Below are 22,570 nucleotides of genomic sequence, written 5' to 3' on the forward strand. Positions count from 1 at the left end.
AGACCTGATTGTTCCCCTCCGGGGCCGGAAAGGGCGCGCTAGCGTCCCTATTCGTACTGCTTGGGCTCGTCATCGGCGGGGGGACGGGACAAGGCCGAACCCAGCCCTGCGGGACAGAAGGAGGGGTCTGTCCATGACCCTGAAATGGTGGGCAGTCGTGGTCGCGGTGGTGTCGGTGACATCGTGCGTGACCGGCAACGTGGTGGTCGGTGTACTGAACGGCGGGCAGCTTCCCCTGGTCGTCAATCTCTTCACCCTCACCACGGCCGGCACCGCGGTGGTCCTCGCCGTTCTCGCCGAGTTGCACGACCGGCTCAACGACCGGCTGAGCGCGCTCACCGAATTCCTGGTGGCGCGGCTCAACGAGATCGAGGCGCACACTGGCGACCGGAACACCGGATTCGTGGAGGGCTACCTGCTCAGCCACGGTCAGGAGGCGGCCGTGGTGCCGTTCGGACGCCGGGGACGGGGAGCCGCCGAACGCTGATTCCCACGCCGGTCGGACGTCACTTCTCGGCCACGAATACGCTGCCCCGCCCGGGGTACGCTGTCGCGCGTGCCGCCGTTGAATCTGGGCAACCAGCAGCCGCAGACCCCGTCGCACGCCGAGCACGCGTGGCGCGCCACCGCCGCACGCGCGGCCGACGTGGTGTTCTTCTTCGACTTCGACGGCACCCTCGCGCCGGTCGGCGACGACCCCACCGCGGTCCAGCCCGCCCCGAAGGTGCTCGCCGCGCTGGAGGCGCTCGCCCCCCGCGTACGCCGGATCGCCATCGTCTCCGCGCGACCGGTGGAGTTCCTCCGCGACCGCCTCGGTGGCCTCGCCGGCATCGACCTGTACGGCCTCTACGGCCTGGAGCACAGCCACTCCGGCGGCGAGACCGTCACCGAGCCGGCCGCCCTGCCCTGGGTGCCCACCATGGCCGAGCTGGCCGAGCGGGCCCGCGCCGAGTTGCCGCCCGGCGCCCTGGTGGAGTTCAAGCGGCTCTCCGTCGCGCTGCACTGGCGCACCGCCCCGCAGCTCGGCGACCTGGTCCAGGAGTGGGGTCGGGCCCAGGCCGACCGGCTCGGCCTGCGCTGCCAGGCCGGGCGGATGGTGCTGGAGTTGAAGCCCCCGGTCGACCGGGACAAGGGCATGGTCATCGGCGAGGTGGTCCGGGACGCCGGCGGCGCCTGGTACTTCGGCGACGACGTCTCCGACATCAAGGCCTTCGCGGCGCTGCGCGCCCGGGCCGCCGCCGACCCGGAGTTCATCGGCGTGTGCGTCGCCGTAGCCAACCCGGAGACCGGTCACGAGGTGGCCGACGCCGCCGACCTCACCCTCGACTCCCCCGCCGCCCTGGCCGACTTCCTCACCGCAGCCCTCCCCCACCTCCGCTGACCCGGCCGGGCCGGCGGCGTCAGACGCCGAAGCGGCGTTGGCGGGTGGCGTAGGAGCGCAGGGCGCGGAGGAAGTCGACGCGGCGGAAGTCGGGCCAGTTGAGCTCGCAGAAGTAGAACTCCGAGTGGGCCGACTGCCAGAGCATGAAGCCGGAGAGGCGCTGCTCGCCGCTGGTCCGGATGATCAGGTCCGGGTCGGGCAGGCCCTTGGTGTAGAGGTGCTCGGAGATGTGGTCGACGTCGATCGAGTTGGCCAGCTCCTCGATGGTGCCGCCGGTCGCCGCGTGCTCCAACAGCAGCGAGCGGACCGCGTCGGCGATCTCGCGCCGCCCGCCGTACCCGACGGCGATGTTGACCTGCGCCCCGCCGCTACGGGCCCGGGTGCGCTCCTCGGCGGCCTTGAGCGCGGCGGCGTGCTGCGCGGGCAGCACGTCCAGCGCCCCGACCATCCGCAGCCGCCAGGGGTTGCCGTCCTCGGCCAACTCGGTGGTGAGGTCCTCGATGATCTGGAGCAGCGGGTCCAGCTCGGCGGCCGGCCGGGAGAGGTTGTCGGTGGAGAGCAGCCAGAGCGTGACGTGCCCGACGCCGGCCGCGTCGCACCAGCGCAGCAGCTCCTTGATCCGCTCCGCGCCCATCCGGTGGCCGTCGTTCGGGTCGACGAAACCCATCTCCCGGGCCCACCTGCGGTTGCCGTCACACATCACGCCGACGTGCCGGGGCACCGGCTTGCCCGCGAGCTTCGCCGTCAGCCGGCGCTCGTACACGGAGTAGAGGAGTTTCCGCAGAGTCATCACCTTGCAGGGTAGCGACCCGGATTGAAGATCAGTGCCGCGGTGGCCGATCCCGCTCGGTGAGACCGATAGCGATCTTGGCCAGGATGCGTACATCGAGACGTCCGTCACCCAGTCCCAGCTCCACCAGGGCCCGGTAGACCCGGTCGTCGCGCCGGGCCGCCCGGACCGCCCCGTCCACCACCCACCGCCGTTGGGCCAGCCAGGCGGCGACCGAGCTGTGCCGCAGGTGCGTGCCGAGTCGCCGGCGGAAGGTGTCGGCGTACCGGCGGGCCGCCTGGGCCGGGCTGCCCGCCGCCGCCGCACCGGCCAGAGCCCCGGAGCGCAGGGCGTAGAAGATGCCCTCGCCGGTGAACGGGTTGATCAGCGAGAGCGCGTCGCCGGCCAGCACCACCCGGCCCTGCCCTGGGGCCGGCCGGTGCGTGGAGAGCGGCAGGTGGTGAGCCCGCAGCTCGGTGACCGTGGCCGGATCGGTGCCGGGCAGCAGCGCGGCCAGGCGGTCCAGCAGGTGCGCCCGGCTCAGCGGCTCGCCGCGCAGCACCTCCCCGTACCCGACGTTCGCCCGGCCGTCACCGATCGGGAAGGACCAGGCGTACGCCGGCCAGCCCCGCGACGAGGTGACGATGCGCTGTTCGGGCGGGCCGGGCAGCGCCGGGGCGTAGCCGCGGATGGCCAGCGCGAGGTGGCCGTCCGGGTTCACCGGGTGGCCGAGCGCCCGGCGGACCAGCGAGCCCGCGCCGTCCGCCCCCACCACCGTCCGGCCGGCCAGCTCGCCGTCGAGCACCACGCGGTCGTCGCGCAGCTCGACCCGGCGTACGGCATGTCGGCGCAGCTCCGCGCCGGCGGCGACCGCCGCGGCCACCAGCCGGGCGTCGAACACCGTCCGGGGCACCGTGTACGCGGGCCGGGGCAGCGCCCGGGCCACCTCGTCGCCGCCGGGGCCGACGAGGCGCAGCGCCGGCACCGGGGCGTATCCGTCGACGGCACCGGTCACACCCAGCTCGGCGAGGACGTCCAGCGTGTGTGCCGCGATGCCGTCGCCGCAGGCCTTGTCCCGGGGGAAGTCGTGCCGGTCCAGCAGCAGCACCCGGGCCCCGCCCCGCCGCGCGGCCAGTGCCGCCGCCGACCCGGCCGGCCCCGCCCCTACCACGATCACGTCCCACTCGTCCCCCACGGCCCCATCCTCCCCCGTTTTCCGGTGCCACTCCGCCCGCCGCGCCCGCTCAACGGTGTCAACTGGCCGAGGGTGGGGGCGGGATGTGGGTGGCGCGGTGGAGGGCGTAGAGGGTGAGGAGGGCGGCGGCAAGGAGGGGACCGCCGTCGCGGATCAGGCCGTCGAGGCCGAGGAGCCACCGGCAGAGGGGCAGGTCCACGGCGAGCACGCCGAGGGTGACGGCGACCAGCAGCTTGCGGGCCCAGCGGCGGTCCCGCATCAGGAACGCGGTGCAGAAGAGCACCAGATAGCTGACCGCGATGCCGGCGCCGAACCAGAACAGCACCGGCGGTCCGGCGCTGAGCCGGCCGTCCAGGATGGACCCGCCGGCGACCAGGGCCGGGACCAGCATCAGCGGGCTGTACGTGAACGCGGCGACCCGGGCGGTCAGCAGCCAACCGGTGACCGGTGGGCGCTTCGGAGTGACCTCCCGCCAGGAGATCGTGCCGCCCTCGATCACCAGGCCCTTGCGGTGCCGGACCAGGTGCCCGCCCACCGCGTCGGACCGGTAGAGCAGCGCCACCACGGCCGCGCAGAGCGCGGTGAGCAGCCCGAACCCGAGCAGGCCGGGCAGCGGCGGCACCCCCGACCGGGGTACGACCAGGCGCCCCACCGCGAAGACGGTGGTGATCGCGAGGATCAGCCCGAACGGCCGCGCCGCCACCCGGCCCCGGTTGACGTGCCCGATCAGCACCAGGAAGCCGAGCGAGCGGAGCATCGCCCAGCCGGTGCGCACGGCCAGCCCGAACTCCTGCTCCGGGGCGTACCAGTAGTTGAGCAGGTCGACCACGACGGTGGCCGCCGCCGTGACGGCGAGCAGCGTGGTGAGCGCCCGGACGGCGGACGGCCGCCGGACCTCGACAGGTTCGGCGGCCGTCCTCATGGCATCCGATGTTGCCCGGTGCGGGCAACGGTCACACCTCTACCGCTGCGGCTCCGCGTCCAGCCGGGCGCGCAGGGCGTCCAGCTCGGCCCAGAGGACGCCGGGGAGCTTGTCCCCGAACTTCTCGAACCACTCGGTGACCAGTGGCAGCTCGTTGCGCCACTCCTCCGGGTCGACCTTCATGGCGATCCGGACGTCCTCGGGGGTCATGTCCAGGCCCTCGACGTCCAGCGCGTCCTGGGCCGGGACCATGCCGATCGGGGTCTCGACGGCCTCGGCCCGACCCTCGATCCGCTCGATGATCCACTTGAGCACCCGGGCGTTCTCGCCGAAGCCCGGCCAGAGGAAGCTGCCCTCGGGGTCCTTGCGGAACCAGTTGACGTAGTAGATCTTGGGCAGCTTGGCCTCGTCGCCGTCGACGCCCTTGCCCATCTCGATCCAGTGCCGGAAGTAGTCGCCGGCGTGGTAGCCGATGAACGGCAGCATCGCCATCGGGTCGCGGCGGACCACACCGACCGCGCCGGAGGCGGCGGCGGTGGTCTCCGAGGAGAGCGTGGCCCCCATGTAGACGCCGTGCACCCAGTCGCGGGCCTCGGTGACCAGCGGCACGGTGTCCCGGCGGCGGCCGCCGAACAGGATGGCGTCGATCGGCACGCCGTTCGGGTCGTAGTAGTCGTCGGCCAGGATCGGGCACTGGGTGATGGGCGTGCAGAACCGGCTGTTCGCGTGCGAGGAGAGGTTTTCGCTCTCCGGCGTCCAGTCGTTGCCCTTCCAGTCGATCAGGTGCGCCGGCGGCTCGCCCATGCCCTCCCACCAGATGTCGCCGTCGTCGGTGAGGGCCACGTTGGTGAAGACGCTGTTGCCGCGCTCCAGGGTCCGCATCGCGTTGGCGTTGGTCTTCCAGTCGGTGCCCGGCGCGACGCCGAAGAGGCCGAACTCCGGGTTGATCGCGTAGAGCCGGCCGTCCGGGCCGAACCGCATCCAGGCGATGTCGTCACCGATGGTCTCGACCTTCCACCCGGGGATGGTCGGCTCCAGCATGGCGAGGTTGGTCTTGCCGCAGGCCGACGGGAATGCGCCGGCCACGTGGTAGACGCGACCCTCCGGCGAGGTGATCTTGAGGATCAGCATGTGCTCGGCGAGCCAGCCCTCGTCCCGACCCATCACGCTGGCGATCCGCAGCGAGTAGCACTTCTTGCCGAGCAGCGAGTTGCCGCCGTAGCCGGAGCCGAAGGACCAGATCTCCCGGGTCTCCGGGAAGTGCGAGATGTACTTCGTCTCGTTGCACGGCCACGCCACGTCCTGCTGGCCGGGGGAGAGCGGGGCGCCGATGGAGTGCAGCGCGTGCACGAAGTCGGCGTCGTCGCCCATCGCCTCGAGGACCTTGGCGCCCATCCGGGTCATGATGCGCATCGAGGCGACGACGTACCCGCTGTCGGTGATCTCGACGCCGAACATGGGCTTCTCCGCCTCGACCGGGCCCATGACGAACGGGATGACGTACATGGTGCGCCCGCGCATGCTGCCGCGGTACAGCTCCGTCATCGTCCGCTTCATCTCGGCCGGCGCCATCCAGTTGTTGGTCGGGCCGGCGTCCGCCTCGTCGACGGAGCAGATGAAGGTGCGCTCCTCGACCCGGGCGACGTCCGTCGGGTCGGTCCGCGCGTAGAACGAGTTGGGCTTCTTCTCGGGGTTCAGCCGGATCAGGGTGCCGTTCTCGACGAGCTCGTCGGTGAGGCGACGCCACTCCTCATCGGACCCGTCCACCCAGACCACCCGGTCCGGGGTGGTCAGTTCCGCGACCTCACGTACCCAGGCGAGCAGTTTGGGGTGGGACGTCGGGGCCTGATCGATACCCCGAACAGTAGCCGGAGCAACCATGTCACATCTCCTTGTGGTCGACGCTGACCGATGTATGGGATGCACGAGTACTGGCGAGCAAGTCCGTCGCCTTCGTGGAAACCTGGGATTGGGCTCAGCGTAAACCGGGCTGCCTCGCCAGTCAGTGGGACTGGTTGTGAAGAACTGCACAAGGTACGGCCACGCTGCGGCATCGCGATCTAATACCCGCTTTCGCGCGCAGTTTCACGCAAATCCTGCCGAGAACCTTCGACAGGCCCCGACGACACCGGCCTCCGCCGAGTGCGCCATGCGCGTAAGCACACGCCGGTGTCGCGAACGACGATTCCGTGATCCCGTCCACAATTCCGCACGCGGGGTTACGCTCCGCTCACGGAGATCGGAACGGAGAGCCGGCCGTCGGACGGCGCCATGGACGCCGCGGAGCGGCCGAGGGCCGCGCGCGGGCCCGCTCGCCGTTGTTACCGCTCCCAAGTGCACCGAACCGGTACTCTCGGCGGGTGGCCGCGACGATGACCCGGAACCAACCGGTGGCTCCGCAGACCCGTCCGGGTCTGCTCCGCGCGCTGCTCGACCGGTTCGGCCACCTGGTCCACGAGATGAGCAAGTTCGCCACGGTGGGCGGGCTCGCCTTCCTCATCGACCTCGCGCTCTTCAACTACCTGGCCAGCGTCCGGCACATGCCACCGGTGGCGGCGAAGACCATCTCCACCGTGATCGCGGCGACCGTGGCGTTCCTCGGCAACCGGTTCTGGACCTGGCGGCACCGCCAGCGCTCCCACCCGGCCCGCGAGTACGCGCTGTTCTTCTTCTTCAACGGAGTGGGCCTCGGCATCGCGGTGGCCTGCCTGGCGATCAGCCGCTACGGCCTGGGGAGCGTGTGGCCGGAGGTGTTCCAGACCCCGCTGGCCGACAACATCGCCAGCTTCGTCGTCGGCACCGGGCTCGGGACGCTGTTCCGATTCTGGTCGTACCGGCGGTTCGTTTTCGTGGCGGCGGGAACTCCACCTGTTCCGGGAACGAGCCACGACCGAGAGTCCGGGGCGTGACCTACCGCCCACTCCGTCCTGCCGGGCCGAGTCGGCCCTGCCTGCTGCCCTAAGGTGTTCCGCATGCCTCTTGTCCGTCTGCTGCCCGAGCGCTGGCAGAAGTTCGTCCACGAGGCGCTCAAATTCGGCATCGTCGGCGGCATCAACACCGTCATCAATTACGCGGTGTTCAACGCGCTGGCACTCACGGTTTTCCAAAACGGCCAGCTCAAGGCGACGGTGATCGCGACCATCGTGGCGACGATCACGTCGTATCTGATGAACCGCCACTGGACGTACCGGGATCGCCCCAAGTCTGCGCTCCAGCGCGAATACGTCCTGTTCTTCCTGTTCAACGCCACCGGCCTACTCATCGAACTCGGCGTCCTGGCGGCGGCGAAGTACGGACTCGGAGTCACCAGCCTGCTGATGCTGAACGTCGCGAAGACCGGCGGCGTCCTGCTGGCGACCCTGTTCCGTTTCTGGTCGTACCGGACATTCGTCTTCCAGCCGGTCCCGAAGCACGCCGAGGAGACCTGGCACAGCATCCCGCGCGACGAGTGGGACACCGTGGCGGAGATGGACCCGGTGGCGGAGCTGGCCGAGTCGGTCAGCGAACTGGAGGAGACCGAGCCCCGACCGGGGACGGCCGGGGACTGGCGGCCCGACTACGCGCCGGCTCAACCCCGCCCCGCCCCGGCCGATGCCGCCCTGGGCCACATCTTCAAGACCGACCTGACCGCCGACCTCCAGCCCACCCCCCGCCGCCCCCGCCGCCGCTGACCGCAGCCTTGGCCGGCGCCCTCCGGGCCCGGCCAACGCGGGGTCTGATCAAGAAGTCTGCGTCGGGCAGAAGCGCGGATCCGACGCAAACTTCTTGATCGACAAGGTGGCCCCGGATCAGGCGGAGGGGTCGCGGAGGGGTTTGCCCTCGCGCATGTCGGCCAGGATCTCGCGCATCTCGCCGTCGCCCAGGCTGTGCTTGTCGTGGTGCGCCTCGACCAGCTCGTAGAGCTTGGTCTGCACCCGGTCGACGTGCGGCACGTCGTCGAGCACCGACTGGCCGCGCTCGCCGGCCGACTCGATGGTCAGGGTGCCGCAGCCGAGCAGTCGCTCCAGGAAGCGCTGGTGCATGGAGTGGTCGTTGATCCGGGTCAGCGGCAGGTCCCGCCGGTTACGGGAGAAGACCCCCTCCTGGAGCAGCACCCGCTCATTGGTGAAGAGGTAGTGGGTGGTACGCCAGACCAGGAACGGCCACAGGCCCAGCCAGAGCACCAGCGCCAGGCCGAGCACGGCGATCGCGTAGAGCGCGATCGTGCCACCGCCACCCGCGGGCAGCAGGACCGAGCCCGCGACCACCGCCGCGACGGCGACCACCAGCACCAGGATGGGCCGGATCAGCGCCTTCCAGTGCGGGTGCAGGTGCAGCACGACGTGCTCGTCCTCGGTGAGCACGTCTTCGGGGAACGCCACGTTAACCTCCTCGCAGAACAGGACGCGCTGACCGTAACCGGTCGACGCATCCCAGCGGGATCGGCCGCGCGGGGGGTGCTCACCGCACGTGCAGCACGTCGCCGGCGGCCAGGCGCAGCTCCCCGTCGCGGCCGTCGACCAGCAACTGGCCGTCGGCGTCCACCCCGGTGGCGGTGCCGCGTACCTCGCTGCCGTCCGGGAGCAGCACCCGGACCTCGCGACCGACGGTGGCGCAGGCCGCCACGTAGGCGTCCCGCAAGCCGCTGGTGACCGCCTCACCGCCGGCGTCGCGCCACCGCTCGTACCAGTCGGCGAGGGAGCGAAGCAGGGCGCGCAGCAGCGGGTCCCGGTCGGTGGCGGCGGCCCCGGCGAGCTGGAGCGAGGTGGCCGGCAGCCCGGTCGGGTTCTCCGGCAGCTCGTCGGCGCGGAGGGTGACGTTGAGGCCGATGCCGACCACGATCGCGGGCTGCTGCGCCGCGGAGTCACCCGGCACCGCCTCGGCCAGCACACCGGCGCACTTGGCGCCGTCGATCAGCAGGTCGTTGGGCCACTTCAGGCGGGCGTCCAGCTCGGCCAGCCGGGCCACCGCCTCGACCAGGGCGACCCCGGCGAGCAGCGGCAGCCAGCCGTAGCGCAGGGGTGGCACGGGCGACCAGCCGCGCTCCGCGACGGCGTCGCCCGGCCGGAGCAGGACGCTGGTCGCGATGCCGGCCCGGGGCGGCGACTGCCAGACCCGGCCGCGCCGACCGCGGCCGGCGGTCTGTCGCTCGGCGACCACCACCAGGCCCTCCGGCTCGCCGGACCGCGCGGCCTCGACCACGTCGGCGTTGGTCGAGCCGGTCTCCGCGCGCAGCTCCAGGCGACGCCACGGGCCGTGCGGGGCGACCAGCGCGCGCCGCAGTCGGGCCGCCGACAGCGGCGGGCGGTCCAGATCGGTGTACGGCGAACCGGCCATCCCGCCAGCCTACGGCCCCGCGTCGGCACGGTCGCCCGGAAGCCGGTGAGGCGCACTGCACAGCGGCGCCCTCCTGAACCATCGTTATATTCCCTGGGTGACTACCGAGACCGGGATCAACATCCACACGACCGCCGGCAAGCTGGCGGACCTGGAACGTCGGGTCGACGAGGCGGTGCACGCCGGGTCGGCGCGCGCGGTCGAGAAGCAGCACGCGCGGGGCAAGAAGACCGCCCGGGAGCGGATCGAGATGCTGCTCGACGAGGGCTCCTTCGTCGAGCTGGACGAGCTCGCCCGGCACCGGTCCACCACCTTCGGGCTGGAGAAGACCAGGCCGTACGGCGACGGCGTGGTGACCGGCTACGGCACGGTGGACGGCCGGCAGGTCTGCGTCTTCGCGCAGGACTTCACGGTCTTCGGCGGCTCACTGGGCGAAGTCTTCGGCGAGAAGATCGTCAAGCTGATGGACCTGGCCATGAAGATTGGCTGCCCGGTCGTCGGCATCAACGACTCCGGCGGCGCGCGGATCCAGGAGGGCGTCGCCTCGCTCGGCCTCTACGGCGAGATCTTCTTCCGCAACGTCCGGGCCAGCGGCGTCATCCCGCAGATCTCTCTGATCATGGGCCCGTGCGCAGGTGGCGCGGTCTACTCGCCGGCGGTCACCGACTTCACCGTGATGGTCGACCAGACCTCGCACATGTTCATCACCGGCCCCGACGTGATCAAGACGGTCACCGGCGAGGACGTCGGCATGGAGGAGCTGGGCGGTGCCCGGACCCACAACTCGCGCAGCGGCAACGCGCACTACCTCGGCACCGACGAGGAGGACGCGATCGAGTACGTCAAGGCGCTGCTGTCGTACCTGCCGTCGAACAACCTGGACGAGCCGCCGGTCTTCGAGACGCCGGCCGAGCTGACCATCACCGACGAGGACCGGGAGCTGGACACGCTGATCCCGGACTCGGCGAACCAGCCGTACGACATCCACCGGGTCATCGAGCACGTCCTCGACGACGGGGAGTTCCTCGAGGTGCAGCCGCTCTACGCGCAGAACCTCGTGGTCGGCTTCGGCCGGGTCGAGGGGCGGCCGGTCGGCGTGGTCGCCAACCAGCCGATGCACTTCGCCGGCACGCTCGACATCGCCGCGTCGGAGAAGGCGGCCCGGTTCGTGCGCACCTGCGACGCGTTCAACATCCCGGTGCTGACCTTCGTGGACGTGCCCGGCTTCCTCCCCGGCACCGGGCAGGAGTGGGACGGCATCATCCGGCGCGGCGCGAAGCTCATCTACGCCTACGCCGAGGCCACCGTCCCGAAGGTCACCGTGATCACCCGCAAGGCGTACGGCGGCGCGTACGACGTGATGGGGTCCAAGCACCTCGGCGCCGACCTGAACTTCGCCTGGCCGACCGCGCAGATCGCGGTGATGGGCGCGCAGGGCGCGGTGAACATCCTCTACCGTTCCGAGCTGGCGAACGCCGAGGACCCGGCCGCCGTCCGGGCCGAGAAGATCGCCGAGTACGAGGACACCCTGGCCAACCCGTACATCGCCGCCGAGCGCGGGTACGTCGACTCGGTGATCCCGCCGCACGAGACCCGTACCCAGATCGTCCGGGCGCTGCGGGTGCTGCGCACCAAGCGCGAAACGCTGCCGCCGAAGAAGCACGGCAACATCCCGCTCTGACGGTCCGATCCGCGCGATGTCGGGCTGCCATCCCGACGTCGCGCGGATCGTTGCGGGCCTTGGGGTGGTCAGCAGCGCGGGCTGGCGGCCGGACACATCCGGGTCGCCGCGACGGTGGCCAGCCGGCGCAGGTCGGCCTCGGTGCCGTCCCGGCCCACGTTGATCACCGACACCAGGTCGCCGACGCGGACCACCGCGGTGCTCGTGGGCCGCGCCACCGTCCCCAGGGATCGCCCGGTCGTCAGGTTCCGAGCCTGGCTGACCGTGTGCCGCACCAGCACCGACTCGGCACCGGCGAAGTTCCGGTCCACCACCTGCCAGCGGTGGGTCACCTCGGCGTCGATCAGCTTGCCCTGCCACTGGGTCGGGCCGCTGGACCGCCAGTTCGCGCAGGGCGCCAGCATCTTGTCGATCCCGGCGAACAGCCGACCCCCCACGTCCGGCGCGACCCGGTAGACGTCTTCGGTGAGCAGGAGGTCGCCGGGTGGGTGGTCGGCACCGGCGGGACGCTGCCGCAGCAGGGTCACCGACCGCGAGTAGCGCGACGGCTCCCAGTCCGCGGTGAGCCGCTGGAGCCGGTGGCAGTAGAGCAGCTGCTCGTTGACGCTGACCTTCTCGCCGAGCCCCGTCTGAGTGAGCGGCTCGCTCTTCGTCCGCACGTCGGCCGGCCCGAGCAGCACCTCCGGCGGCACCTCGGCCGGCAGCCACTCGGACGGCGACGGCTCGGCCGTGGCCGCGGCCAGGGGCGGGGCCGGTCGTGGGCCGGGTCGGGCGGCCACCGCGACGGCCGACCCCCCGACCACCGCCAGCACGGTCACCGCCGCCGCCGCCACCGCCGTACGTCGGCTGCGGCGCCGGGCGCGGGCCCGGATCTCGGTCGGCTCGGGCCAGCGGACGTCCCGCAGGTCCCGCCGCACCAGTTCGACGAACCTCAGGTCCTCGTCACGCATCGGCGGCCTCCTCCAGATCCACCACCGCGAGCAGTCCGGCGAGCGCGGCGCGCCCCCGGGAGAGCCGTGCCTTCACCGTGCCGACCGGGGCCGCCGTCTCCCGGGCGACCTCGGCGACCGGCATGCCGAGCAGGTAGTAGAGCGCGATGGCGGTGCGCTGCTCCTCGGGCAGCCGGCGCAGCGCGGCCACCACCTCGACCGTGTCGGTGCTCGGGGCGGGGATGCTCTCCTCCACCCCGTGCCGCAGGTAGGCCCGGGCCCGGCTGCGCAGGCTGCGCCACCGGCTCACCGCGATCCGGCTGGCCACCACCCGGACCCACGCCTCCGGGTCGTCGTACCCGCGCACCGTGGACCAGCGCTGCCAGGCCCGGATGTACGCCTCCTGCACCGCGTCCTGGGCCTCGGCGAGGTTGCCGGTGAGCACGTAAACGAAGCCGAGCAGCCGTTGCCGGCTGCCCCGGTAGAACTCGTCGAACCCCTCGACGTCCGGCACGCCGTTACCTCCCCCGTGACGGTCGCAGGGTAGACGCGTGGCGTCGGGGGTGCGGTTGCCCGGTCAGCCGACAATTTTCTCCAGCTCGACGAGGGGGAAGTCGCCGGCCGGGATCCGCTCGCGTACCGCCCGGCGGACGGCGACCTGAACGGCCGCGTTGGCCGGCGTCGGGACGCCGTGCAGCCGGCCGAGCAGCACGATCTCGCCGTTGAGGTGGTCGGTCTCGGCGGAGCCCGCACCCCGGGCGAGGCTCTGCCAGGTGGAGCCGCCGGCCCGCTGCTCGCCGTCGACCGGCCGGTGCTGCACCTTGTCGCCCCGCTCGGCGGCCTCCTCCTCACGGGCCGTGTGCGGGATGTCGGCGGCGGCCAGTGCGGCCTCACCCTCGGCGCGGATCCGGGCGGCGAGCGGCTCGGGGATGTCCGAGCCGAGCAGCGCCTGGAGGCCGTTGCCGAGGTTGCTGAGCAGCTTGCCGTACTTCCAGCGCATCGCGTCGTCGCGGACCGGGGCGACGAATCCGCCGGCGGTCAGGTCGGCGGCGATCAACCGGCTGGTGTCGTCCGAACCGGACGGGTAGCGGCCCAGGTGCAGCATTCCCGGGTGCGGGTGCCCGTTGGCCACCACCACACCGGGCTCCAGGTGGGTGGCGGGCAGCCAGACGCAGACCGGGTGCACCCGGGCGAAGAGCCGCAGCGCGGCGCGTTCGTTGGCGACGCCGTTCTGGGCCAGGACGATCGGCAGCCGCTCGCCCGCCGTGCCTCCGCCCTCGACCGGGGTGTCCACCCAGGTCGCCAGCGCCGCCTCGGTGTCCTGCGACTTGACGGTCAGCACCAGCACGGTGTCGGCGGGCAGCAGCCGGTCGGCCGGCCCGGCCACCGCGGGCAGCCGGCCGGTCACCGTGCCGTCCGGCGTCCGCAGGGTCAGGCCCCGCTCCCGGATCGCGTCCAGGTGCGCGCCGCGGGCCACCAGCGTCACGTCCCGGCCGGCCTCCCCCAGCCGTACGCCGATGGTGCCGCCGACCGCGCCCGCTCCGATGATCACGTACCGCATGCGTCCGATTCTGCCTTTCGCCGGTCAGGCCGCTGCGGCGAGGTGGCAGAGCCACCGTTGCCCGATGTCACGGCGTGGCCGCGCCGGCCGTTGCCGTCAGACGGTGAGGCCGGCGTCGGTGAGGATCGGGCCGGCGAGCAGCAGCCCGCCGACGGCCAGCACGGCGAGGCAGACCACCATGAAGACGCCCACCCAGAACAGCGGCGGGAACGGCGTGAGCCGGGCGAGCTGGTCGGCGTCGGACTCCGGCATCCGGCCGCGGCTGCGCAGCCGTTGCAGCTCCACCACCGGGCGTACGCCGCCGAACAGCAGGAACCACACCGACGTCCAGGCGAAGGCGGCCTGCACCTGCGGGGAGGTATACCACGAGACGGCGAGTACCACGCCGCCGGTGACCAGCAGCGACAGCACGCCGAAGACGTTGCGGATCATCACCAGCATGGCCAGCAGCAGCGCCACCGCGACCCAGAGCAGCAGGGTGATCCGGTTGCCGGCGAGCAGCCACGCCCCGGCGAGACCGACCAGCGACGGGGCGACGTAGCCGGCGAGCAGGGTGAGGATCATGCCCGGGCCGCTGGGACGACCGGCCGACAGCGTCAGGCCGGAGGTGTCCGAGTGCAGCCGGATGCCACGCAGCTTCCGGCCGGTGAGCAGCGCAGTCAGTGCGTGGCCGCCCTCGTGGGCGATGGTCACCGCGTTGCGGGCGATCCGCCAGGGCAGCCGGGTGGCGACCACCGTCAACGCGACGGCGGCGGTGAGCAGGACCAGCAGCGGCGGTGGGTCGGGCTGCGCGCTCAGCAGCTTGTCCCAGATGGTGGTCAGGCCGTCGATCAGGGGCATGGGCGGGGAGCCTACTCGCTGATCGAGTGTCATTTCAGGGCCGGCGGCCCGTATGGTGTGAAACTGATCGGGTGGCAACTGGAGCAGGAGGTGAACGCCGATGAGCGCGGCACCCCTTGAGCCCCATGTCGGCCTCCGGACCGAGGTCGACTACTTCGCCCTGGGCGATAGCCCCAACCGGATCGAACTGCTCGACGGGAGCCTGATCGTGAGCCCTGCCCAGAGCAGGCGGCACCAACGGGTGGCCCGCCGTCTGGCGAACAGCATCGAGGCTGCGGCCGAGAGGGTCGGACTCAACGTCTTCGACGCGGTGAACGTCCGCCTTGGCGTCAACCGGATCGTGATCCCCGACCTCGTCGTCACCGAGGCCGAGGACGACGGAACCGTCCTCGAGCCCCACGAGGTGGTCCTCGTCGGAGAGATCGTCTCGCCCGGGAACGCGGCCGCTGACCGCCTGGTCAAGATGCAGCTCTACGCCATCGCCCGGATCCCGTGGTACCTGCTGGTGGAGCAGGACGGCGACAGTCAGTCGCTGCGGCTGCACCGGCTGGACGGCGGGCACTATGTGGAGGACCGGGTCGCCAAGGCGGGTGAGACTCTCAGCATCACCCAGCCGTTCCGCTGGGAACTCGACCCGGCGACGCTCCGCTGACCGATCCTGATCGGCCACCGGGAAGACGACGGCCGTCTATGAAAGTTTCTTTAGGACCTCTTGCCTTCCACGGCGCTCACCTCCAATGATGAGTGTCAATCAATTGACGTCCATGGAGGCATCAATGGTCCGCAGACTGTCCGTCCGCCGTTTGCTCGCCGCCGGCATCACCGTCGCCGCCACCGCTGCCGCAGCCCTCGTCGCCACCGCCGGACCGGCGGCGGCGGCCACCACCCCTGGCATCGACGTCTCCAACTACCAGGGGAGCATCAACTGGACCAGCGTCCGGAACGCCGGCATCCAGTTCGCCTTCATCAAGGCCACCGAGGGCACCAGCTACAAGGACCCGAGGTTCAACACCAACTACGTCGCCGCGTACAACGCCGGGGTGATCCGCGGGGCGTACCACTTCGCCCGGCCGAACATCTCGTCCGGGGCCACCCAGGCCAACTACCTGGCCAGCAACGGCGGTGCCTGGTCCGCCGACAGCCGCACCCTGCCGGCCGCGCTGGACATCGAGGCGAACCCCTACAGCGGGGGCTACTGCTACGGCCTCAGCACCACCGGCATGCGCAACTGGATCCAGGACTTCCTCAACACCTACAAGTCCCGCACCAGCCGCTACGCCGTCATCTACACCACCACGAGCTGGTGGAACCAGTGCACCGGCAGCTGGACCGGCCCGTGGGCCAACCACCCGCTCTGGCTCGCCCGCTGGGCGAGCACCCCCGGCACGCTGCCGGCCGGCGCGCCGGTCTGGAGCTTCTGGCAGTACACCAGCACCGGCAGTGTCTCCGGGATCAGCGGAAACGTGGACCGCGACTACTGGAACGGTGACCGGACCCGGCTGATCGCCCTGGCCAACAACACCGCCTGACGGCCGCGCCGCGCCCGGTCCGCGGCAGCGGGGCCGGCTGTCACCCTGGGTGAACGGCTGGTCCGGCTGCCGCCACCGAGGCGTTCGGTGCGAGGTCAGGCTCTGCGTCGCGGGCCGACCGACACGGGCGCGGAAGCCCGCCCGGTCAGGGTGGTACGCCGGGACAGCCGCCAGGTCGCCACCCCCGCGACGGCGAGGACCACGACACCGAGCACCGCGACCGGCGCGGACAGGCCGGCGCTCACCAGCAGCAGGACGATGTCCCCGAGCGCGACCAGCATCCACAGTGCCACCCGGGGCCCGGTGTCCTTGTGTCGGCAACTCATGTCGTACCTCCTTCCGTCTTCGCGGGTTCAATACCCCGGACGACGGAAGGCCATGCGAGTCAGTTTCGCGGGGCCGATCCCCGGCTCAGTTCACCCGGTCCGGCTGGAAGCCTTTGATAATGGTGTTCCAGCTTGCCAGGTCGGCGTCCCAGGAACTCGCGGGCACCTCCCAGCGCAGGGCGTAGCCCCGGTTGCTGGCGGTGGCCACACCCCGGTTCCGGACGTGGAAGCGGACGCCGTCGCGAGTCTCCAGCCAATCCCAGTCGGCGCAGGTGCGGTACCAGTCGCAGGACTTGATGCCGACGAACTGGTAGTCGTTGACCCGGCCCCGGCGGGCCGGCTCCTGCTGCCTCCAGTCCGCGGCCGCGTCCTTCTTCGGCGAGCTGGTCCACTGGACGAGCAGCACCCGATTCGCGCCACCGACCTCATACAGCACCACCGAGTTGTCGGCGGAGCGGACCCTCGCCTTCCACCCGTTCGGGATCGGCACCTTGAAGCCGATCGGCCCCTCGTACAGCTGCCAGCCCGCCGGCAGCACGAATCCGGTGGAAGAGGCGGTCGGCGACGGAGTCGGGCTCGGGGCGGCGCTGCTCGGCGCGGCCGAGGTCGGCGCGGCGCTGGGCGTGGCCGGCGAGGCCGGGCCGGAGGTGGCGGCGGACGGCTGCCCGCCGTCGCCCTGGTCGTCACCGCTGTTGAGCAGTGGCACGGCCACCACGAGGCCGATCAGCAACAACGCGACCAGCGCGCCGATCAGCAGGTTGCGCCGGTTGTGCTCCGGCTTCGTACCGGGGATGACCGCGGCCCGGCCGGCCGACGGCGCCGGACTGACCGGCGCGGCCAGGACCGAGGTCCGGTTCTTTGGCTGCTGCGGCGGCTCCACCGGCGTGGCCTTCGCCGCCGGCGCGCCGTCGACCCGCGTCTCGTCGAGGGCGGGGGCGCCGTCGTCCACCCGCGTGGCGTGCGCGGCAGGCTGCGACTCGGCGTCGAGCTTTGCGGTCGGCTCGGCGACCGGCGGGCTCACCTTCGCGGTCGGCGTCGCGTCGGCGGAGTGAGGCGCCTTGGCCGCGGCGTCCGCCGCAGCGGCCCCGCCGGCGGCCGCAGCCGTGCCCGGAGCGAAGATGGGCGGGGTGGACGGCCGCTCGGCGCGCCCATCGGTCGGGCGCGGCGCCGGCACCAGCGGTGGGCGGGGCACGCGCGGACCGTTCGGCCCCGGCCGGCGTACGCCGTCCAGCAGGGAGATGCTCTTCGCCCGCCGGCCGACGGCCTTGCGGAGCAGGCGCTCCGCCACCTCGGCGGTGATCCGGTCGGTCGGGTCCTTGCGGAGCAGGCCCTGGAGCACCGGCCTGAGCGGCCCGGCGTTCTTCGGTGGCGGCAGCGGCTCGGTGGCGAGCGCGGCCAGCGTCGCGATCGCCGACGGCCGGGCGTACGGCGACTTGCCCTCCACGGCGGCGTAGAGGGTCGCGCCCAGCGACCAGAGGTCGGCCTCCGGCCCCGCCGTGCCGTCCCGCGCCCGCTCCGGCGCGATGTACGCGGGCGAGCCGAGCACCATGCCGGTGCGGGTGACGTTCGGGTCGCCCGGGATCGTGGCCAGGCCGAAGTCGGTCAGCACCACCCGGCCGTCGTTGCCGAGCAACACGTTGCCCGGCTTGACGTCGCGGTGCATGATGCCGGCCTTGTGGGCGGCCTTCAACGCGCCCAGGACCCCGAGACCGATCTCGACGGCCTTCGCCGGCGTCACGGGCCCGTCCTCGGCGATGGTGTCCTGCAACGACTTGGACGGCACGTACTCCATGACGATCCACGGGTCGCCGTCGGTACGCAGCACGTCGAAGATGCGGACCACGTTGATGTTGTTGAGCCGAGCGATCGCGCGCGCCTCCCGCAGCGAGCGTTCCCGCATCTCGCGGCGCTCCTCCGGGGTGAGGCTGGGCGGGGGGACGAGTTCCTTGATCGCCACGTCCCGGTGCAGGACCTCGTCACGCGCCTTCCACACCCGACCCATGCCGCCCTGGCCGAGCGGCGAGATGAGCCGGTACCGGTCGGCAACGAGTTGGGGAAGCGCTTCAGACATCGCTGAGACGGTACCCGGCAGCTCCAACGCGCACACCGCCGGCACGCCACTGTGCGGCGAAGGTCAAGTTCTCGACGCGTACCCTGAGGTCATGTCTGCCGAAGAGCCGCTGTTCCGGATCGTCCGCGGGGTGCCCACCGCCGAGGAGCTGGCCGCCCTGGTCGGCGCGATTGCCGTGCGGACCCGGTCGACCGCCGCCCCCGCCCCGGCTCCGGTGTCGCACTGGGCGCGCAGCGCCCGTCCGGCGATCGCGGCGCCGATCGCCGGTCCAGGCGCGTGGCGCGCCTCCGGCCTCCCCCGCTGACCCCATCGCGGGTACGCCCCGGGACTGCCGGGATTCCGCGCGAGCCATTAACCTCACTCAGGGAAACGGCGCGGTGACGGGCAGGGAGGGTCGATGATCCCCGAGGAGAACCAACCGGCGGGCTGGCTGCGTGGCTACGACGGCATCGAGGCCGACATCCGACAGATGCGCGAGTTCGCCGACCGGCTCCAGGACGAGGTCACACGCAACTACGCCCCGCACCTGTCGTACATCGCCGACGACATGAAGGCGGAGATCCCCAACCCCGCCGACGCGTTCATCGAGCTGGTGCAGTTCCTTCAGGCGCACCACGAGACCCAGACCGCGACGGTGCAGATGGTCTGGGGCATGGTGCCGGCCACCAGCCGCCTGGCCGACGCCGCCGGGCTCATCGCCGCCACGTACCAGCACACCGATGCCTTCTCCGCGGCCCGGGTCGCCGACGTCGAACGGGCGCTGACCGCGCCGTCCACAACGCTCCCACGCCCCCTGCCGCCACTGTCCGATCCCACCGTCTCGGAGGACGGCCCGGTGGTGCTGCCGTGATCGAACGGGGCAGCGGCCGCACCTCGGGCCTCACCGACTGGCACCTGATGGACGTGCTCAGCATGTGGGCGTGCGTCCAGGATCAGGACACCACCGGGCAGTGGAAGCAGGTCGCCGGCTGGCGCAAGATCTGCGACCTCGCCCTCGCCCACCTCAGCCGGCTGCGGGAATACCGGCGCGGCCTCGCCGACGCATGGCCGCCGGAGACCAACGCCGCCGCCCGCACGTACCTCGCCGAGTTGGACCAGCTCATCGACAAGGTGCAGCGCACCCACGACGCCGCCGTCGCGAACTACGACGCGCTCGCCGCCGCCACCCGCGCCATCGCCAGCACCCGCGCCGACCTCAAGCTGCTCCACGACGAGTACGCGGCCAAGTTCCAGCAGAAGCAGGCGTACGAGGAGATCGTTGCCGACCCGAAGGCGGTGGCGGGCAGCCGCCTACCGACCACGCCACCGGTGACGGATGCGGACCTGGAGGGGTTGAACGTCCGGGCGCGGGGGCTGATGGTGGGGTTGAGCGGCGAACTCCAGCAAGCCCAAGCAATGCTCCGCCAACCACCGCCCGCCCAACGACCAGGTATCGAGACCAACAACCCTGACGCATACGGCAGTGCACAGGCACCGATCATCCCGCCCGTTGTGCCAGTGGCTGTAGCAGCGTCGCCCATGCAGCTCACGCCTCACGAGTTCTCAACGACAAAGAGCCCAGCAATTGTGCCAACCGCCGCCGGGCCAGGGCCTGTGCTCGGCGGGACTGGCCCCGCCCTAACCCTTCCCCCCGTTACTGCCGCGCCAAGCATCACCCCGACGGTTCCGCCGACATCGAGCACCATCCCTACGGGAAACATGCCTCCCCTGGTGCCGCCGATAGCCGCACCTGGCCAAGACAGAAAAGTCAAACCCATCAGCGAGCGTCTCGGCCCCACCAACAAGTCGCTCACGGGCGGACCGCCTCACGCCGCGCCGCCTCGACCAATGCAGCCCGGTGGGCTCATTGGTGGAACGCCGGGAATGGGACTGGGCCAGCCTGGCGCTAGGGCAATACCGTCCCATCGAGTCAATCCCGTCGGCGGGATCATCGGAGGTGGGGGTGCGGGTACCGCGCCAAGCGGCGCCGCCGGCTCGCGCCCCGGGGTTGGCCGCGGCCATCTCGCTGGGCTGCACGGCGTGCCACCATATGGTGGCTCCCCTTCCGTGGGAAGCGCGCGTCAAGGCGGCGATAACGCAAGCAACGCGAGAGATGACCGTCGCGGGAAACCTGCTCGCCAATGGGACCCAGATAACCCTTGGGAGACAGACAAAGGCGTTGCCCCGATAGTGCGTCCACCTGACAATGAAGGCCCAATTGATCCGGGGCCCGCTATTGGCCTGGACCGGTGAGGCGGCTAGCGCTTCGCGCGGTTGGCACGCTCGCTGCAGTAACTCTCTTCCCCCTCGACGCCGCGCCGTCATTTGCCGCGCCAAACCCCAGTGAGGCCAGCCGAATTCAAGCGGACCAGTGGCACTTGAAGTACCTGAACGTCAGGCAGGCTCATCGAATTTGTCGGGGTTCAGGGGTCGTCGTGGCGGTCCCAGACACGGGCGTTGACCCTCATCCGGATCTGGCCAGGAATCTCTTGCCGGGCACCGATATCATCGCGGGCGGGCGGGGCGATGGCCACCGAGACGCAAATAGCCACGGCACTTCCGTGGCAGGACTGATTGCAGCACACGGCACAGCGGAAAATGTCGGTGCACTTGGCATCGCTCCTGAAGCCAGGATTATGCCCATCGTTTCCGCAGGAGCCGACAACCGCGGCCATGCCGATGACCTTGCCGCCGCAATTGAGTACGCCACGTCTCACCACGCAGACGTGATAAGCATTTCGAGCACTGGCGCGACAAGTACTCGCCTAATCCGGGCAGTCAAAGAAGCCTTGGCGGCCGACATCGTTGTCGTCGCAGGGGTAGGTAACCAACCAGAAACCTCCTCGATTGGCTACCCCGCCTCGGAGGAAGGCGTCATCGCAGTGGGTGGCATTGATCGTTCCGGGAGACACGCTACGGTCTCAGTGACCGGGCCCCAGATCGATGTCGCCGCACCAGCGGTCGACATCTACAGCACCAGCTACGGGGGCAAGTACTCGAAGGGGACTGGAACGTCGGCCGCCACCGCCATCGTCGCCGGGGCTGCCGCTCTCATCCGGTCCAAGTACCCCGACCTGCCTGCCGAGGAGGTCGCGCACCGCCTGACCGCCACCGCGATCGACAAGGGCCCACCGGGCCGCGACGACGAGTACGGCTACGGCGTCATCGACCTGGTCGCCGCGCTCACGGCGGACGTACCTCCGCTGGGTTTCGAGTCGACCGCCGCGACCCCGGCGGCCTCGAACCAGGCGTTGCCCGGGGACGAGAGCGCCGGCGACGACGGCGCGACGGCGCGCGGGCTGGTGACGTTGGGCGTGCTGGCAGCGGCGGGTGGCGGTTATCTGGTGTGGCGGCGCCGTCGCCGTGCCGACGACCCGCCGCCCCGGATCAGCCGGTAGCGTCGGTGGAGTGTTGAGCTCCGTACCGCTGCGCCTCGTGCTCGCCTCGCAGAGTCCCGCCCGCCGCAAGCTGCTCCAGGCCGCCGGGATCGAACCCGACGTGCTGGTGAGCGGCGTCGACGAGTCCCAGGTGGTCAGTGACCAGGCGGAGGATCTGTGCCTGGAGCTGGCCCGGCTGAAGGCGCAGGCGGTGCTGGACCGGCTGCGCGCCACACCGGACGAGCGGACGCTGGTGCTCGGCTGCGACTCGGTGCTTTCGTTCGACGGGGAGATCCTGGGCAAGCCGGCCGACGCGGCGGACGCCACCCGGCGGTGGCAGCGGATGCGCGGGCGCAGCGGCGTGCTGCACACCGGGCACTGCCTGATCGACGTGGTCCGTGAGGCGCGGGCGGAGGGGGTCGGCTCGACCACGGTGCACTTCGCGGACATCAGCGACGAGGAGATCGCCGCGTACGTGGCGACGGGCGAGCCGCTGGCGGTGGCCGGGGCGTTCACCATCGACGGGCTGGGCGGGGCGTTCCTGACCGGCATCGAGGGTGACCCAGGCACGGTGGTGGGGCTCTCCCTGCCACTACTGCGTAGCCTGCTCGGCGAGTTGGCGCTGAGCATCACCGATCTGTGGACGAAGGTCGCGCCCGGGGGCCAGGAGATCGAACATCTCGGCTAACGTCCG

General features: G+C 71.4%; 24 protein-coding genes. 12 read left to right on the plus strand and 12 right to left on the minus strand.

The window, feature by feature from the left end; genetic code table 11:
- Positions 1-133 precede the first annotated feature (133 nt).
- Together ACFYOS_RS03490 and otsB are read left to right on the plus strand one after the other, a co-directional pair.
- Positions 134-487 (plus strand): hypothetical protein, encoded by a 354-nt coding sequence (locus tag ACFYOS_RS03490; RefSeq protein ID WP_387135679.1) that lies wholly within the window; start codon positions 134-136, stop codon positions 485-487.
- Positions 488-556: 69 nt separating this feature from the next.
- Positions 557-1,381 (plus strand): trehalose-phosphatase, encoded by an 825-nt coding sequence (gene otsB / locus ACFYOS_RS03495; RefSeq protein ID WP_387135681.1) that lies wholly within the window; start codon positions 557-559, stop codon positions 1,379-1,381.
- Positions 1,382-1,400: 19 nt separating this feature from the next.
- Here otsB and ACFYOS_RS03500 read toward each other — a convergent pair whose 3' ends face one another.
- The 4 genes from ACFYOS_RS03500 to ACFYOS_RS03515 are packed head-to-tail and all read right to left on the minus strand — an operon-like array spanning position 1,401 to position 6,148.
- Entirely contained in the window at positions 1,401-2,171 is a 771-nt protein-coding gene (locus ACFYOS_RS03500) for an isoprenyl transferase (protein ID WP_387135683.1), read from the minus strand.
- A gap of 31 nt (positions 2,172-2,202) precedes the next feature.
- Positions 2,203-3,345, minus strand: coding sequence for a geranylgeranyl reductase family protein (locus ACFYOS_RS03505; RefSeq protein ID WP_387135685.1), 1,143 nt, complete (start codon positions 3,343-3,345; stop codon positions 2,203-2,205).
- Between the two features lie 58 nt (positions 3,346-3,403).
- Positions 3,404-4,267: a hypothetical protein gene (locus ACFYOS_RS03510; RefSeq protein ID WP_387135687.1), complete on the minus strand. Its 864-nt coding sequence runs from the start codon at positions 4,265-4,267 to the stop codon at positions 3,404-3,406.
- Positions 4,268-4,306: 39 nt separating this feature from the next.
- Positions 4,307-6,148: a phosphoenolpyruvate carboxykinase (GTP) gene (locus tag ACFYOS_RS03515; protein ID WP_387135689.1), complete on the minus strand. Its 1,842-nt coding sequence runs from the start codon at positions 6,146-6,148 to the stop codon at positions 4,307-4,309.
- Positions 6,149-6,639: 491 nt separating this feature from the next.
- Here ACFYOS_RS03515 and ACFYOS_RS03520 point away from each other — a divergent pair, with 491 nt between their 5' ends.
- Together ACFYOS_RS03520 and ACFYOS_RS03525 are read left to right on the plus strand one after the other, a co-directional pair.
- Entirely contained in the window at positions 6,640-7,176 is a 537-nt protein-coding gene (locus tag ACFYOS_RS03520; RefSeq protein ID WP_387136045.1) for a GtrA family protein, read from the plus strand.
- 63 nt (positions 7,177-7,239) lie between these two features.
- Positions 7,240-7,938: a GtrA family protein gene (locus ACFYOS_RS03525; RefSeq protein ID WP_387135691.1), complete on the plus strand. Its 699-nt coding sequence runs from the start codon at positions 7,240-7,242 to the stop codon at positions 7,936-7,938.
- 117 nt (positions 7,939-8,055) lie between these two features.
- On the opposite strand, the gene ACFYOS_RS03530 is transcribed toward ACFYOS_RS03525, so the two are convergent.
- A complete protein-coding gene (locus ACFYOS_RS03530; protein ID WP_387135693.1) occupies positions 8,056-8,628 on the minus strand; it encodes a PH domain-containing protein in 573 nt (190 codons plus the stop codon).
- Positions 8,629-8,707: 79 nt separating this feature from the next.
- The gene (locus ACFYOS_RS03535) at positions 8,708-9,583 is read right to left on the minus strand and encodes a biotin--[acetyl-CoA-carboxylase] ligase (RefSeq protein WP_387135695.1); all 876 of its coding nucleotides are present in this window, start codon (positions 9,581-9,583) and stop codon (positions 8,708-8,710) included.
- Between the two features lie 97 nt (positions 9,584-9,680).
- On the opposite strand from ACFYOS_RS03535, the gene ACFYOS_RS03540 reads away from it, so the two are divergent.
- Positions 9,681-11,264 (plus strand): acyl-CoA carboxylase subunit beta, encoded by a 1,584-nt coding sequence (locus ACFYOS_RS03540; RefSeq protein WP_387135697.1) that lies wholly within the window; start codon positions 9,681-9,683, stop codon positions 11,262-11,264.
- A gap of 68 nt (positions 11,265-11,332) precedes the next feature.
- Here the strand turns inward: ACFYOS_RS03540 and ACFYOS_RS03545 are convergent, their stop codons facing one another.
- The 4 genes from ACFYOS_RS03545 to ACFYOS_RS03560 form a co-directional block, all read right to left on the minus strand.
- Positions 11,333-12,214 carry a hypothetical protein gene (locus ACFYOS_RS03545; RefSeq protein ID WP_387135699.1) on the minus strand — a complete coding sequence of 294 codons (882 nt, stop codon included), beginning with the start codon at positions 12,212-12,214 and terminating at the stop codon, positions 11,333-11,335.
- Positions 12,207-12,707: a SigE family RNA polymerase sigma factor gene (locus tag ACFYOS_RS03550; protein ID WP_387135701.1), complete on the minus strand. Its 501-nt coding sequence runs from the start codon at positions 12,705-12,707 to the stop codon at positions 12,207-12,209. Before ACFYOS_RS03550 ends, ACFYOS_RS03545 begins: the two co-directional genes overlap by 8 nt.
- A gap of 63 nt (positions 12,708-12,770) precedes the next feature.
- Positions 12,771-13,754 carry a ketopantoate reductase family protein gene (locus tag ACFYOS_RS03555; RefSeq protein ID WP_387135703.1) on the minus strand — a complete coding sequence of 328 codons (984 nt, stop codon included), beginning with the start codon at positions 13,752-13,754 and terminating at the stop codon, positions 12,771-12,773.
- A gap of 96 nt (positions 13,755-13,850) precedes the next feature.
- Positions 13,851-14,594 (minus strand): M50 family metallopeptidase, encoded by a 744-nt coding sequence (locus tag ACFYOS_RS03560; RefSeq protein WP_387135705.1) that lies wholly within the window; start codon positions 14,592-14,594, stop codon positions 13,851-13,853.
- Positions 14,595-14,694: 100 nt separating this feature from the next.
- Here ACFYOS_RS03560 and ACFYOS_RS03565 point away from each other — a divergent pair, with 100 nt between their 5' ends.
- Together ACFYOS_RS03565 and ACFYOS_RS03570 are read left to right on the plus strand one after the other, a co-directional pair.
- A complete protein-coding gene (locus ACFYOS_RS03565) occupies positions 14,695-15,246 on the plus strand; it encodes a Uma2 family endonuclease (protein ID WP_387135707.1) in 552 nt (183 codons plus the stop codon).
- A gap of 124 nt (positions 15,247-15,370) precedes the next feature.
- Positions 15,371-16,123: a GH25 family lysozyme gene (locus ACFYOS_RS03570; protein ID WP_387135708.1), complete on the plus strand. Its 753-nt coding sequence runs from the start codon at positions 15,371-15,373 to the stop codon at positions 16,121-16,123.
- 95 nt (positions 16,124-16,218) lie between these two features.
- On the opposite strand, the gene ACFYOS_RS03575 is transcribed toward ACFYOS_RS03570, so the two are convergent.
- The gene (locus tag ACFYOS_RS03575) at positions 16,219-16,449 is read right to left on the minus strand and encodes a hypothetical protein (RefSeq protein WP_387135710.1); all 231 of its coding nucleotides are present in this window, start codon (positions 16,447-16,449) and stop codon (positions 16,219-16,221) included.
- Positions 16,450-16,534: 85 nt separating this feature from the next.
- Positions 16,535-18,520, minus strand: coding sequence for a protein kinase (locus ACFYOS_RS03580; RefSeq protein WP_387135712.1), 1,986 nt, complete (start codon positions 18,518-18,520; stop codon positions 16,535-16,537).
- Between the two features lie 91 nt (positions 18,521-18,611).
- Here ACFYOS_RS03580 and ACFYOS_RS03585 point away from each other — a divergent pair, with 91 nt between their 5' ends.
- The 5 genes from ACFYOS_RS03585 (at position 18,612) to ACFYOS_RS03605 (ending at position 22,564) form a co-directional block, all read left to right on the plus strand.
- Positions 18,612-18,824, plus strand: a complete 213-nt coding sequence (locus ACFYOS_RS03585; RefSeq protein ID WP_387135714.1) for an acyl-CoA carboxylase subunit epsilon — start codon at positions 18,612-18,614, stop codon at positions 18,822-18,824.
- 93 nt (positions 18,825-18,917) lie between these two features.
- Positions 18,918-19,370: a hypothetical protein gene (locus ACFYOS_RS03590; RefSeq protein WP_387135715.1), complete on the plus strand. Its 453-nt coding sequence runs from the start codon at positions 18,918-18,920 to the stop codon at positions 19,368-19,370.
- Positions 19,367-20,752 (plus strand): hypothetical protein, encoded by a 1,386-nt coding sequence (locus tag ACFYOS_RS03595; protein ID WP_387135717.1) that lies wholly within the window; start codon positions 19,367-19,369, stop codon positions 20,750-20,752. The genes ACFYOS_RS03590 and ACFYOS_RS03595 overlap by 4 nt, the downstream gene beginning before the upstream one ends.
- Complete coding sequence (locus tag ACFYOS_RS03600) at positions 20,749-21,897, plus strand: S8 family serine peptidase (RefSeq protein WP_387135719.1); 1,149 nt, start codon at positions 20,749-20,751, stop codon at positions 21,895-21,897. The genes ACFYOS_RS03595 and ACFYOS_RS03600 overlap by 4 nt, the downstream gene beginning before the upstream one ends.
- A gap of 10 nt (positions 21,898-21,907) precedes the next feature.
- Positions 21,908-22,564: a Maf family protein gene (locus ACFYOS_RS03605; RefSeq protein WP_387135721.1), complete on the plus strand. Its 657-nt coding sequence runs from the start codon at positions 21,908-21,910 to the stop codon at positions 22,562-22,564.
- The last annotated feature ends 6 nt before the right edge of the window (positions 22,565-22,570 follow it).

Origin of the sequence: Micromonospora sp. NPDC005806 (assembly GCF_042871425.1) — a bacterium.
Classification (GTDB): Bacteria; Actinomycetota; Actinomycetes; order Mycobacteriales; family Micromonosporaceae; genus Micromonospora.